The sequence below is a fragment of the Bifidobacterium canis genome, from assembly GCF_009727065.1.
Lineage (GTDB): Bacteria > Actinomycetota > Actinomycetes > Actinomycetales > Bifidobacteriaceae > Bifidobacterium > Bifidobacterium canis.
On sequence record NZ_WNLP01000002.1, the window covers coordinates 250,003 to 264,339 of the forward strand.

General features: G+C 57.8%; 8 protein-coding genes and 3 pseudogenes. 10 read left to right on the plus strand and 1 reads right to left on the minus strand.

Annotation, left to right across the window (positions count from 1 at the left end; all coding sequences use genetic code 11):
* The first annotated feature begins 1,058 nt into the window (after nt 1–1,058).
* The 4 genes and pseudogenes from GSD1FS_RS03415 to GSD1FS_RS03430 all read left to right on the plus strand — a co-directional run bounded on the left by GSD1FS_RS03415 (nt 1,059) and on the right by GSD1FS_RS03430 (nt 5,717).
* On the plus strand, nt 1,059–2,321 hold the full coding sequence (locus tag GSD1FS_RS03415; RefSeq protein WP_155588374.1) for an AGE family epimerase/isomerase: 1,263 nt from the start codon (nt 1,059–1,061) through the stop codon (nt 2,319–2,321).
* A 216-nt stretch (nt 2,322–2,537) separates the two neighbouring features.
* Nucleotides 2,538–3,289, plus strand: a pseudogene (locus GSD1FS_RS03420) (ABC transporter ATP-binding protein).
* Nucleotides 3,289–4,095: an ABC transporter permease gene (locus tag GSD1FS_RS03425; protein ID WP_155588375.1), complete on the plus strand. Its 807-nt coding sequence runs from the start codon at nt 3,289–3,291 to the stop codon at nt 4,093–4,095. Before GSD1FS_RS03420 ends, GSD1FS_RS03425 begins: the two are co-directional and overlap by 1 nt.
* A 132-nt stretch (nt 4,096–4,227) precedes the next feature.
* A pseudogene (locus GSD1FS_RS03430) lies at nt 4,228–5,717 on the plus strand (amino acid permease).
* Nucleotides 5,718–5,839: 122 nt separating this feature from the next.
* Here GSD1FS_RS03430 and GSD1FS_RS10130 read toward each other — a convergent pair.
* Nucleotides 5,840–5,971: a hypothetical protein gene (locus GSD1FS_RS10130; protein ID WP_281349829.1), complete on the minus strand. Its 132-nt coding sequence runs from the start codon at nt 5,969–5,971 to the stop codon at nt 5,840–5,842.
* Nucleotides 5,972–6,132: 161 nt separating this feature from the next.
* Between GSD1FS_RS10130 and GSD1FS_RS03435 the strand changes: the two genes are divergently transcribed.
* The 6 genes and pseudogenes from GSD1FS_RS03435 (at nt 6,133) to GSD1FS_RS10395 (ending at nt 14,315) form a co-directional block, all read left to right on the plus strand.
* Nucleotides 6,133–6,834 carry an ABC transporter ATP-binding protein gene (locus GSD1FS_RS03435; protein ID WP_155588377.1) on the plus strand — a complete coding sequence of 234 codons (702 nt, stop codon included), beginning with the start codon at nt 6,133–6,135 and terminating at the stop codon, nt 6,832–6,834.
* A gap of 33 nt (nt 6,835–6,867) precedes the next feature.
* Nucleotides 6,868–9,804, plus strand: a complete 2,937-nt coding sequence (locus GSD1FS_RS03440) for an FtsX-like permease family protein (RefSeq protein ID WP_155588378.1) — start codon at nt 6,868–6,870, stop codon at nt 9,802–9,804.
* 93 nt (nt 9,805–9,897) lie between these two features.
* Nucleotides 9,898–11,442, plus strand: coding sequence for an amino acid permease (locus GSD1FS_RS03445; protein WP_155588379.1), 1,545 nt, complete (start codon nt 9,898–9,900; stop codon nt 11,440–11,442).
* Nucleotides 11,443–11,588: 146 nt separating this feature from the next.
* Complete coding sequence (locus GSD1FS_RS03450; RefSeq protein ID WP_155588476.1) at nt 11,589–12,170, plus strand: MarR family winged helix-turn-helix transcriptional regulator; 582 nt, start codon at nt 11,589–11,591, stop codon at nt 12,168–12,170.
* Between the two features lie 225 nt (nt 12,171–12,395).
* Nucleotides 12,396–13,377: pseudogene (locus tag GSD1FS_RS10390) on the plus strand (ABC transporter permease); the annotation flags it as partial.
* Between the two features lie 146 nt (nt 13,378–13,523).
* On the plus strand, nt 13,524–14,315 hold the full coding sequence (locus GSD1FS_RS10395; RefSeq protein WP_425481779.1) for an ABC transporter ATP-binding protein: 792 nt from the start codon (nt 13,524–13,526) through the stop codon (nt 14,313–14,315).
* Nucleotides 14,316–14,337: the final 22 nt, after the last annotated feature.

Genomic DNA, 14,337 nt, shown 5'->3' on the forward strand with positions numbered 1-14,337 from the left:
GTCAGTTAACCTCATCGCGGGTTAACTGACCCATTATTCGTTGAAGATGTGGGTCAGTTGCTTGCCGCCACCGTTAACTGGCTCGTATCCCATCCCATGTGCCGAGTCGCTGGCGTGCTTCCAGCAGGAGGATGCTGTTGGGTGTGCGCAAGGGGGCTTTGCTTGCGTGCAGCGGGCAGATGCATCCTGCTGGGTGTGCGCGAAGAGGCTCGGTAACGTGCTTCCAACAGGAGAATGCTGTTGCGGGTGCATGGAGGAGGGCGCTCGCGCGTAAGTAGCAGGTTGAGTCTGTTGGGTGTGCGTGGAAGGGCTTGCTCGCGTGCAGGTAGCAGATGGATCCTATTGAAAATGCGTGAGGAGGTGCGTTGGAGTGCAGTGAGCAGAACCAATCTGTTGGGAGTGCATGGAGAGGTTTGTTGGCGTGCTTCCAACAGGAGAGTGCTGTTGTATGTGCACGGAAAGAGATGTTCACACACAGGTAACAGGTTGAATCTGTTGGGTGTGCGCAGAGGGCGTTGCTGGCGTGCAGTGGGCAGGTACATCCTGCTGGGTGTGCGTGAAGAGCATGGTTGGCGTGCTCCTTACAGAAGGATGCTGTTAGGAGTGCGTGGAGGGGCTTGCTAGCGTGCAGGTAGTAGGTTAGTTCTGCTAAGTGTGCGTGAAAGGCATTGTTAACGTGCTTCCAGCAGGAGGATGCTGTTGCAGGTGCATGGAGAAAGTTATTCGCGTGCAGGTAGCAGATTGGTTCTGTTGGGAGTGCGCGTAGGGCCTTGTTAGTCTGCAGCGAGCAGCTTTAAGCTGTTGGGCGTGCGTGAGGAATGCCGTTGGCGCATTTTCAGCAGAATGGTTCTGTTGGGAGTGCACGGAGGGGACTACTCGCGCACGCACGGCAGATGGAATCTGCAGACGCGACACCCAGTTGCGACTTAAGCGCTTCAGTGATACTCTTCAAGTACACGTTTTCGTCAACGACGATGCGAGCGGTTTGCGCGCGAATATAACGAATATACGAAAAGCAACATAAGCCGGTTATCGGCTTTGATTGGAAGGCAAGGGCTATGGCCACAACGAATCCGAAATACCAAATCGGAACTCCGGAGAACAAGAAGTTCCTGGATCTTTCCCGTGACAATCTCATTGCATTCGGCCGCCACTTCCCGGCGGTTGACGGCAGCTCCTACTGGCTGGGCGACGATGGCACTCCGTGGAAGGACCGCAACCGCGCCACTTGGATCACCTGCCGCATGACGCACGTCTACTCGCTGGCCACGCTGCTCGGCGTTGATGGCGCTGCGGAACTCGTTGATGACGGCATCCGCGGTCTGCGCGGCGTGCTGCACGACGATGAGAACGATGGCTGGTATGCCGAGATCACGCCGGATCAGTACCACATGCCCGACAAGCAGGCCTATGCTCACGCATTCGTGCTGCTTGCAGCATCCTCCGCATTGCTGGCCGGACGCCCGGGTGCCAAGGAACTGCTTGAGCAGGCCGAGCACGTGTATCTGACTCGCTTCTGGGACGATGAGATCGGCCTGAGCGTCGACACTTGGAACACCGAGTTCACCGAGCTCGATACCTACCGTGGCCTCAATGCCAACATGCATTCCGTTGAAGCCTGCCTCGCCGTTGCTGACGTGACCGGCGACGAAAGCTGGCGCAAGCGCGCAGGCCGCATCATCGAGCATGTGCTCACGTGGGCCTCCGAGAACGAGTGGCGCATTCCGGAGCACTTCAACTCCAATTGGGAGCCGGAACTCGAATTCAACGCCGACAAGCCAGACGACCAGTTCAAGCCATACGGCGCAACCCCAGGCCACGGCATCGAATGGTCGCGCCTGATCACGCAGTATGCCCTGAGCGTCTACGGCAAGGACGGTGTGCTGAACGGCGATGGCAAGAAGTACCTCGATGCCGCCGAGCATCTGTTCAATCGTGCTGTCGCCGATGCGTGGGATGCCGATGGTGCTCCTGGCATCGTCTATACAACCGATTGGCAGGGCAAGCCAGTTGTGCACGACCGTATGCACTGGACCCTCGCCGAAGCCATCAACACCTCCGCCACGCTGTTCCACGTGACCGGCAAGCAGGAATACGCCGATTGGTATGCGACCTTCCTCGAGTACGTCGACACCTACCTGATGGATCACAAGCTCGGCTCGTGGTTCCACCAGCTCGATCGCCACAATCACGTGATGGATACCGTGTGGCCAGGCAAGTCCGATCTGTACCATGCCACGCAGTCGATGATGATTCCGCTGCGTGACCCCAGCCTCTCCATTGCTCCAGCCACTAAGAAGGGCGTGGAAGAAGGTCTGTAAAGACTTCAGATAGGCGAACCGTCGGCTTGTGTTTCCCCTTGCCTGGTAGGTCGGCGTTCGCCGTATCTGAACACTGAAAGGCGTCGTTGCTCAAAACGACGCCTTTCATATTATGCGCGATTTTGCATGGTTGGCATGCAGAATGCAGGCGTGCGCGCTAAGTTGGAACAAAAAAAGTGTGTTTGTAGGTTGAACGCTTATGCTAACAGCGCGAGCATGCCCGATAATGGGAGCATGAGTTCGCAGCATATTTTCAAGCGTCGAACGTGACGGCAGTCGCGCACGGTGACGCCGGCGACAAAGTAATCTTCAATAATCTTCATTTCGAAATTCGCGGCGGCGAAATCGTAGACATCACCGGCCCCTCCGGTTCCGGAAAAAGCACGTTGCTGACCGCGTTCGCGCGCCTCAACGTGAACACCGCGGGCACGTTCACGCTCGACGGCGTGGACTCGGACTCGCTGACTCCGCAGCAGTGGCGCGAGAGAGTCGCATATCTGCCGCAAACCTCTGTGCTTATTGGCGAAACTGTGATCGACGCAATTCGCCTGCCATTCACTCTGCGCGTGCGCACGTCGGCAGATCACGAGTCCGCGGAGCGCAGATTGCCAGACGCGCTCGTTCGCGAAACACTTGACTCAATGGGCTGCGAAGACATCGATCTGACGCGACCTGTGCACGAACTCTCCGGCGGGCAGGCGGCGCGCGTGTCGCTCGCGCGCACGCTGCTCACGCACCCTGCCGTGCTGCTCGCCGACGAAGTGGACGCCGGACTCGACGATGAGAACGCCAACAAAGTGGCGGATATTCTGCGCGCCGCCGCCGACGCGGGCACTGCAGTCGTGCGCATACGTCACCGGCAGGCAGATGGTCGCGCCAACAAAATTATTGTGCTCGCAAACGGCACGCTCAGTGACGCGCCCGCGCAACAGCCTCAAGACAAAGCGCAGGAAGGGCAGGCTCGCTGATGTATTTCGCAATTGACAACTGGGGACTGCTGATCGCCGTCGTGATGGTGCTCATCGCGGCCGGAGTGTCCGTGCTGATGAAGCTTGACATTGCGAAATCGCTTATCTGGGCGACGATTCGCTCGCTTGTGCAGCTGCTCGCGATGGGATTCATTCTCGCGTATGTGATCAAACAGAACAACGTGTGGCTGGTGTTCGGACTGATTGTGCTGATGCTCGTCGCCGCCACGCAGATCACACTCGACCGCGCGAAAGGGATTCCGAAAGGCTTGGTCCCGTTGATTCTGTTGAGCCTGACGGTGACGATGCTGCTGATGGTGTCGATTGTGGGCGAACTCGTTGTACGCCCCACGCCGTGGTACGCGCCACAATTCATCGTGCCGCTGAGCGGCATGCTGCTCGGCAACACTGTTTCCGCACTGGCGCTTGGTTTGAGCCGATTCTTCAACTCGATGCGCGAACGCTACGACGAGGTCAACACGCTGCTCGCGCTGGGTGCTACGAAGTGGGAGGCTGCGAAACCATCGATCATCTCGTCGATCACGCTCGGTTTGCTGCCGACGATCGCGACGCTGGCTTCGAGCGGCATCGTGACGATTCCAGGCATGATGGCAGGCCAGATCATCGCCGGCCAGAGCCCGGTGAACGCGGCGAAATACCAGTTCGTGGTGCTCGCCGCCATCAGTGCGCTGACGCTGCTGGCCGATTCGACGATCCTCGCGCTCGTCTACAAGCGCTGCTTCATCTCCTACGACCGCTACTTCATGCCTCCTGCACGCACAGCCGGTAAGAAAGCCGGCAAATAGAAGTTTGTTTCGGGGGCGTATCGGGATGCGGGAGGGCGCATCTTACAATAGGAACGTTCTGTCAAACGCCAGAATACATCGCTACGATGCGCGAGCACGGAAGAGAACATGAGCAGAGAGAATAACGCAGACGTGCAGTCTGGCAAGGAAGCCGCGAACACAGCAGTCAACGGCAGCGGGGAACCTGAACTCAAGAAATCGTTGAAAATCGCCATATTCAGCTGATTGCTCTGGGCGGAGCGATCGGCACCGGCCTGTTCTACGGATCGAGCGAATCGATTTCGCTGGCCGGACCGTCTATTTTGCTGGCATATATTATCGGCGGCGCGGCAATCTTCATGATTGTGCGCGCAATGAGCGAAATGTCGGTGGAAGATCCGCGCGCGGGCGCGTTCAGCTATTACGCGTCGCGTTACTGGTCGAAGCGCGCGGGATTCATCTCCGGTTGGAACTACTGGTTCAACTATGTGCTGGTGTCGATGGTCGAGCTGGCGGTGGTCGGCTCGTTCGTCAACTACTGGTTCCCGAACATTCCGCAGTGGGCGTCTGCGGCGTTCTTCCTGGTGCTCATCACCGCGTTCAATTTGTGCGGGGTGAGCGAGTTCGGTGAATTTGAGTTCTGGTTTGCGCTGATCAAAATAATCGCAGTGATTGCAATGATCATCGGCGGACTCGCCATCATCATCTTCAATCTGCCGACTGACTCGGGCATACGCGCGTCGTTCGCGAACTGGTTCACGATCGACGGCGGATTCTTCCCGCACGGACTCATGCAGCACGGCGCAGACGGCAAGTGGAGCGGTCTGCTGATGGCACTCGTTGTGGTGATGTTCAGCTTCGGCGGCACCGAGCTCATTGGCATCACCGCGGGCGAGGTGGAGCATCCGCGCACGACGATTCCGAAGGCTACGAATGGCATCATCTGGCGCATTCTCGTGTTCTACGTCGCCGCGCTCGGCATCATCATGGCTGTGGTTCCGTGGGATCGCATTGACGGCAAGATGAGCCCGTTCGTGCAGATCTTCGAATCGACCGGCGTGCCGATTGCCGCCGGAATCCTCAACTTCGTGTGCCTGACCGCAGTGATGAGCGTCTACAATTCCGCGCTTTACTCGAACTCGCGCATGCTGTATTCGCTCGCCAAGCAAGGCAACGCGCCCGCGTACCTGGGCCGCGTGAACAAGCGCGGCGTGCCGGTGGCCGGCGTGCTCACGAGCGCCGCCGTGACGATCGTCGCCGTCGTCGTGGTGTTCCTGTGGCCGGAGTTTGCGTTCAATTATTTGATGTCGATCGCCACGATCGCCGCTATTATCAACTGGACGATGATCATGATCACCGAGATGCTGTTCCGCCGCAAAGTGGCTGCTGGCGAAGGCCCCGGCGAATTGCACGGATTGACCGGCAAAGCTGCGTTGAACAAGATTCAGTTCAAACTGCCCGGCTGGAACTGGACGCCGTACGTGATCATCGCGTTCCTGCTGATGGTGGCGGTGCTCATGTGCTTCTCCGCGAGCTACCGCATCGCGTTGATCGCCGGCGTGATCTGGCTCGCCGTGCTGTTCAACGCGTATGCACTGCGCGAGCGCGTGCACACGCGGCTCGAATCGGCTGAAGCGAAATAGAAATACAGATTAGATTTCTGCTGAATATGAATATGGGTGAGGCTCGGAAACTGCGCGTTCCCGAGCCTCACCCATATTCAGCAGATACGTTCTATAGATAGTGCGTTGTGCTGGCGGACGCATCAGCTGTGCTGCGTACCGAGAATGATCAGGCAGACGATATCGATACCGGCAATCAGGAAGAGCGCAACGATCGGTTTGATGAATGCGGCGACCAGTGCGGAGTAGCGAAGTATTCGTGTGATGTTGCTCATTGTGCGCAGAAGATGCGACGCGTTGAACACCGTTAGGCAAAAGAGACGCACATGTTGAAACGATGAAATTTGAAGGATGCTGAGATGTTCGCGAGATGTGGTGTGGCGACGCGCTTAAGTGGACTCTTGAAGTGCCAAAATTAAGCGCATAGAATGAAATGATGGCATACATAGAGTTTGACAACGTAGTCAAGGAGTACCCGGCGGGGTCGTCGACCATCCGCGCGCTCGACGATGCCTCGTTCACCGCCGATCAAGGCAAACTGACTGTTATTTTGGGGCAATCCGGTGCTGGCAAGACGACTGCGCTGAACATTTTGGGAGGCATGGATACCGCGACGAGTGGCACGGTGATCGTCGGTGGAAACAACATCACGAATCTCAACCATCACGATCTGGTGACGTACCGGCGCAACGACATCGGCTTTGTGTTCCAGTTCTACAACCTGATTCCCAATTTGACGGCGTTGGAGAACGTTGAGCTCGCTTCGCAGATCTGCCCCGACCATTTCGACCCGGCTGACGTGCTCAAGCGCGTGGGATTAGGCGATCGCTTGGGCAATTTCCCCGCCCAGCTTTCCGGTGGCGAGCAACAGCGCGTGTCGATTGCGCGTGCGATCGCGAAGAAACCGAAACTGCTGCTGTGCGACGAGCCGACCGGTGCTCTCGACTATGAGACGGGCAAAGAGGTACTGGAATTGCTGCAGCAGATCTGCGAGGAAGAGAACATGACGGTGCTGATCATCACGCACAATTCGGCTCTCGCGCCGATGGCGCATAAGATCATTCGCTTCAGGTCGGGAACGGTGACGGCTCAGGAGGAGAACGCGAATCCGACGCCGATCGCAAATATCGAATGGTAATGGGTGAATTTGGCAAGCTAGTGGAGGTGTGACATGAGCAAGAACGCGAAGCCGCGGGCGCATGGCGTCGGCGCGGCTTTCGTGCTCGACACGCTTCGCTGCTGGCTGCGCGCATGGAAACCGTTCCTCTCGATTCTGATCATCACGATGCTGGGAGTGGCTGTGCTCACCGGCATCTACGCAGGCTGCGAAGACACATTCAACGCCGCCAACCGTTTTTACCGCCAGCAAGGGTTGCACGACGTGCAAGTCGTTTCGACGATGGGACTAACCGACGATGACGTGAAGGCGCTGAGCGCGCAGAGTGATGTGGAGCAGACGCAAGGTGTGCGGATGGAACGCATCGATGTGAGTACAGACGATGGGCAAAAGGCGGCGACGATACGCGAATTGGGCAAGGTCGGCTCAAAGTCGCTGGATGAGCCATACGTGTTGCAGGGGCATTTGCCGCAGAACGACGGCGAAATTGCCGTAACCGAGCAGTTCGTGCACGACGTGCACCTCAAACTCGGCGACACGATTGACGTGCGAGCCGCTTCAACGTCTACGGATTCCAATGATTCTGCGGATTCCGCTGATTCGGCAGACAAAGCGAAGAGCCATGCGCTGAAGATCGTCGGCATCGTCACCGATCCTGCCGATCTGACGAATCCAGACGGCTACTCGGATTCCACGTTCCGCTCCTCGATAGCGAACGACTACAGCTTCTACATGGCCAACGGAGCGTTGGAGCAACTGTTCGGCGATGACGGTTACGACCCTGACGTGTATGGGGCGATCGTGCTGCGCATTGCCGGAGCCGCGCAGAAAGATGCGTTCAGCGACGCTTACGATTCGTTGACATCATCGGCGGTGCACGACATCGAGCAGAACGTGCAGGGCACACGCGAGCAGGCGCGCAAAAAGGCGTTGGTGGATGACGCCCAGAAGCAACTCGATGATGCGAAGAACGCCGCCTACGCCAAGCTTGACAACGCACAGCAACAACTCAATGCACAGCGCTCCCAGCTGGGCGAGCAACGCAGCCAGCTCGAAGCGCAGACCTCGCAGATTCCCGCCGGCATGCAAATGCCTGCGCAGTTGAGCGCCTCACAGGAGCAATTGGCGTCTGGTGAAGCGAAACTTACCGCGGCACAGCGCGACCTTGACTCGCAGCGTGCCAAGCTGGAGAATACGTTCGCTTCGGAACAGCAGAAGATAGACGATATCGAGACGCCACGCTGGTATGTGCAATCGCGTTCGGCGTTGTCGGGATTCAGTTCGCTCAAATCCGACATCAGTTCGATCGAATCGCTTGGCAAGGCGTTCCCGATCGTGTTCCTCATCGTGGCCGTTATGATGAGCCTGACCACGATGAGCCGACTCGTGGAAGAAGATCGCGGGCTTGTCGGCACATACCTAGGGCTCGGCTATGGACGCATCGCCATCACAATGCGATATGCGCTGTTCGCCCTGCTCGCCTGCCTGATCGGTGGCGGGTTGGGATTGCTGATCGGCTTCCTGGGCATTCCGGCGTTCCTGCTCGTGGTGATTCGCGGGCTGTATGCGATACCTGACATGCGGCTGGAATACGACTGGGCGTATGGTTCCATCGGCATTGCGCTATTCGTCGTCGGCGTGCTCGGAGCCGCACTGTTCGCTTCGATTCGCGAAATGCGGCAGATGCCGGCCACGCTCATGCGCCCGAAAGCGCCGAAAGCCGGTTCGCGCATTCTGCTCGAACACATCACGCCGATCTGGAAGCGCATGAGCTTCCTCAACAAGGTCACGGCACGCAACATCTTTCGCTTCAAGTCGCGCCTGATCATGACGGTGGGCGGTGTGGCAGGCTGCACAGCGCTGATCCTGTGCGGCTTGGCGATCAACGACACGGTGGCTGCGCTCGGCCCGAACCAATACCGCGGCGTCGATCAATACGACACGCTCGTGATGGCCAACACCGGCGATGAAGACGCCATGCGCAAGCAATTGAAGTCAGATGGCAAAACGACCGACATGCTGGACGCCCGCATCGAAAGCGGAGAACTGACCAACACGGCCGACCACGGCACCAGCGTGCAACTCACCGTCATACCGCAGAACCAACTGCGCGAACTCAACACAATGTTCGACCTGCAGCCAGCGCGCAACGATTCGCTGTTCGGGTGGATGCACAAATCCAACGGCAACAGCACGGTGACGCTCAATAACAGCGGTGTGATCGTAGCGCAATCCGCCGCGCAATCGTTGAACGTGAAAGCCGGAGATGAAGTGTCGTTGCGCGGCGACGGCACACAGCCGCATAAGGTGAAAGTCGCCGCAGTCACGCGCAGTCTCATCGGGGCCGAAGTCTTCATCAGTGAAGATCTCTACCATCAGATCTTCCCCGCATCCACAAGTCAAACGGCAAGCCAGTCTAAGCAATCGCAATCAAACGATACTTCGGAAACGGTGTGGAACGCCGTCTACGCGAAACTCAAGGGCAGCGGCCAAGAGCAGATCGACTACGTGAATCAGCTCGAAGATGATGCCGCTGTGATGAGCGCCACGTCAAGCGCGAAACAAGCCGAAGACTTCTCCTTTGACCTGATGGGAGCGGTGGTCGCGCTGATCGTCGCGCTCGCCGGCAGCCTTGCGCTCGTCGTGCTGTTCACATTGGCGCACACCAACGTGTCGGAGCGTCTGCGCGAAATGGCGACGTTGAAAGTCCTCGGATTCTACGACCGCGAAGTGCATCACTACGTGAACCGCGAGATGATGGTGCTCACCATCATCGGCATCATCATCGGGCTGCCACTCGGCAGATGGATTTCGGGGCTGCTCACCGGAGCACTCAATATGCCGGGGCTCTACTTCGAAGTGTCGATCGCTTGGTACAGCTATCTGATCACCGTTGTGGCGACGCTTGCGTTCGCTTGGCTCGTGCGACTGTTCGTCAACCCCGTGCTCGACCGCATCGATCCGGTGAGTTCGCTCAAATCCGTCGAATAGCGTGCCAGTGCGCGCTGTGCAATAAGCTGTCAGAAATCTTGTGCATAGTGTGAAAACTGTTGGCAACCCCATACTGCTAAAGTCAAATTCATTATGTCTGACGTGCATCAATCATCGGAATCCTCTGAACAGATTCACGAAGAGGAAGTGAACGCCTCGCTGGAGACGCTCGACAAAGACAACGAAATGGAACGTGGCCTGACCAACCGCCACGTGCAGTTCATCGCAATCGGCGGGGCGATCGGCACCGGCCTGTTCCTCGGTTCCGGCAAGTCCATCAACCTCGCCGGTCCGAGCATCATCTTCGTCTACATTCTCATCGGCGGCATCATGTTCCTGATGATGCGTGCGATCGGCGAGCTCATGTACCGAGATCCGAGCCAACACACGTTCATCAATTTCATCAAGATGTATTTGGGCAACGGCTGGGGAACGTTCGCGCTGTGGTCGTATTGGATCGTGCTCATTCTGGTGGGCATGACCGAGATCACGGCGGTCGGGCAGTATTGCGTCACTTTCTTCGCGACGCTCGGGTACGACGTCTCGGCATGGAGGGGAGTGATCGAACTCGGGTTCCTCGTGGTGCTCGTGCTCATCAATCTGATAGCCGTCAAAGCGTTCGGAGAAGCCGAATTTTGGTTCTCGATGATCAAGATCACGCTGATCGTGGCCATGATCGCCACCGCGATCATCATGCTCATCACCGGCTTCAAATACAACGCCGTGCAAGTGCCCGGCCAAGACCACGTGTCGCCTGCCGGCAGTGTGACATTGCGCAATCTCACCGACGGATTCTCGCTTGCGCCGAACGGTTGGCTCGCGTTTTTGATGAGCTTCCAGATGGTGTTCTTTGCCTACGAGATGATCGAATTCATCGGCGTCACCGTGTCGGAAACGAAGAACCCGCGCAAAGTGCTGCCGAAGGCGATCAACGGCATCATCGTGCGCATTCTGATCTTCTACGTCGGTGCATTGCTCGCCATCATGACCATCGTGCCGTGGCGCAACTTCGCGCCGAACAAAGACGGCACCTTCGCCTCACCGTTCATCATGGTGTTCGAATACGCGGGCGCGAATTGGGCGGCGGCCCTCGTGTTCTTCGTCGTTGTGACGGCGGCGGCCTCGTCACTCAACTCGCTGCTGTATTCCGCAGGGCGTCACCTGTTCGAAATCGCCGAGGAATCACCGTCGCCGACCATCAGCAAACTCGGCGTCGTGTCGAAAACGAAGGTGCCGGCGAGGGCGATCGTCGTGTCTGCAATCCTCATTCTGCTGTCGCCGCTCATCGAACTGATTCCGCAGGTGTCGGGCGCGTTCGTCATGTTCTCATCGGCGTCGTCCGCGGTGATCATCTTCATCTACATTCTCACGATGATCGCGCACTACAAATACCGCAACTCCGCGCAGTTCATGGAAAACGGGTTCCTGATGCCGGCGTACAAAGTGCTCAACCCATTGACCACGGCATTCTTCGTGTTCATCTACTGCACGCTGTTCCTGGGGGCAGATACGCGCGGGCCGGCGATCGCCGGACTGGTGTGGCTGCTTGTGTTCGGCGGGTATTGCGTGCTGCACGACCGCTTCCAGAACCGTGATCTCAAAGAGGCGGTAGATAATCTCAATCCGCCAGCTCAGTGATGTTGAGTAAATAATTTCCGCAGTATTCTGCGGTTTTCTCTGTAGACTCCCCGACGAGTCTCATAGTGTACTCAGAAATTGTCTTACAGTGATAATATTTTACACTAGTAATAACTTACACCCAAAGGTAAGTGAGTTTAAGCACTATGGATTACCAGTTGGAAGCGATTCACGAGTATCTGTTTGCCATGTGGAGCTCGCGGTCGAAATCAGTGCGCACGTTTGAGCGCGGCACGCAAGGGGAGATGTTCGTGTTGCGCGAGCTCATGTTTCACGGGCCGTGCACGCCGTCGAGCCTCGCCGAGGCGATGAATGCGACGTCCGGGCGAATCTCGTCACTGCTCTCCGGCATGTATGCCAAAGGGTGGATTGAGCGTGAGAACGATCCGCGAGATCGCCGCAGCGTGCTCGTCGACTTGACCGACGAAGGTCGGGAAGTGGCGAAAAAGCAGGGGGAGGAGCTCGTTGCGGATCTGCGTTGGGTGTTCTCGCAAATGGGCGAGGAGCGCACGCGCGAATTCGTCAAACTGTTCTCCGACTTCATGGTCTACATGTCGATTTGCCAGCCGGAGGGACCGCAGCCCACGCAGGAGCAGGTGACGCAGGCTTTTGAGCGGCGCGACCGCCTGCACGAGCGAATGGTCAAGCTGTCTAAGAAAATCGCCGAAGACGGCCTGTTCGCAGAGCAAGTGCACCGCCGCCCGCCTCATGCGCCCCAGCGCGAGTGATTCTCGCCTATCTTGCCTCCCCATTTTGCTGGTGGGGATATAAAACGCGCGCAAGCCTCGGTATAGCGAAACAGAAAGCGTTGGAAAATAGCGGTTTTTGAGTTGCGGCTACTTGCGGTGTTGGGGGTTTTATATCCCCGCCAGCACAATGAGTGGTTTGGGTGGGGCAAGCGGACGGAATAGACGCCACAGAACGTATACAAAACGTACAAGAAAGATGCAGTAATGCTACGAATCATGAAATACCTCTCCAAAACGGAGATAGGGCAGTTGGTGATCTCGCTCATCACCATCGTGGGGCAGGTCTACTTCGACCTTGAACTGCCCAGCTACATGTCGGAGATCACCACGCTGGTGGAGACGCCGAACAGCCAGATGCGCGACATCTGGATCGCCGGCGGCAAGATGCTGCTGGTGGCGGCGGGCTCGTTCGCCTGCGCCGTTGTCACCGGCTACTTCGCCGCGCGCATCGCCGCCTCGTTCGGCCAGCGGTTGCGCTCGATGGAGTTCCGCAAGGTCGAGTCGTTCGGCCCATCGGAGATGCATCACTTCTCCACAGCGAGCTTGATCACGCGCTCCACGAACGACATCACGCAGATCCAGATGTTCATCACGATGGGTCTGCAGATGATCATTAAATCGCCGATCATGGCTGTGTGGGCGGTCTGCAAGATCGCCGGCGAAGGCTTCGAGTGGACGCTCACCACCGCGATCGCCGTGGTGATCCTGCTCGTTTCGATCGTGGTGCTCATGGTGCTCGTGATGCCGAAATTCAAGGCGATGCAGCGCCTCACCGACAACATCAACCTGGTGGCGCGCGAGAACCTCACCGGTATGCGTGTGGTGCGCGCCTACAACGCCGAAGACTATCAGGAGAACAAGTTCGAGAAGGCAAACGCCGACCTGACGAACACGCAGCTGTTCACCAACCGTTCGATGGCGGTGATGATGCCGCTGATGAGCACGATCATGAACGGCCTCTCGCTCGCGATCTACTGGATCGGTGCATACCTGATTCAAGACGCGGGCGCTGCCGACAAGCTCACGCTGTTCTCGAACATGGTCGTCTTCTCCAGCTACGCGATGCAGGTGATCATGAGCTTCCTGCTGATGAGCATGGTGTTCGTGCTCTGGCCGCGCGCGGACGTGTCTGCACAGCGCGTGCTTGAAGTGATCAACACCGAGCCGCTCGTCAAGTCCGGCACACGCGAACGCGGCTTGACCGTCGCCGAAGCCAAGCAGCAGGGCGTGATCACCGCCGCCAATGCTAGCGATTACGCGAACGACGACGAGCTCGCTGGTGAAATCGAATTCCGTGACGTGAGCTTCACATACCCCGATTCGCGCGAAGCCATGCTCGAACACATCAGCTTCACCGCGAACCAGGGTGACACTGTTGCAATTATCGGCTCGACCGGTTCGGGCAAGTCCTCTCTGATCAATCTGGTGCCGCGTTTTTACGACACGTCCGACGGCGAAGTGATTGTGGACGGCGTTGACGTGCGCGAATACGACCTCAAAACACTGCGTGACAAAATCGGCTATGTTCCGCAGCGCTCGTTCCTGTTCAAGGGAACGGTGGCATCGAACGTGAGCTACGGAGACAAGCCGGGCGAATCCGAGGACGTGCCGATGATCGACGTCTCGCGCATGTCTGGCCGCAAAGCCGAAGCCGAAATGCTCAAGGCAGACGCCGAGCGCGCGCTGACCGCACAGGAGGCGAACCGTGTGGAAGAGGCATGCGATGTGGCGCAGGCCACCGAGTTCGTGCGCAAAATGCAGGGTGAGTTCGATGCGCAGATCGCGCAGGGCGGCACGAACGTGTCCGGCGGTCAGAAGCAGCGACTGTCTATCGCGCGCGCCGTGTATCGCAATCCTGAGATTCTTATTTTCGACGACTCGTTCTCCGCGTTGGACTTCAAGACCGACCGCGTGGTGCGCGACGCGTTGAAGTCGTACGCGAAGAACTCCACGAAACTGATCGTCGCGCAGCGAGTGGGCACGATCATGGACGCCGACTGCATCCTCGTGCTTGACGACGGCAAGCTCGTCGGCAAAGGCACGCACCGCGAACTGCTTGACAACTGCGAAGTCTACAGGCAGATCGCCGAATCCCAGCTCAGCGAAGAAGAACTCAGCGCATGAGTTCGGAGACTCGAGCGTGCGC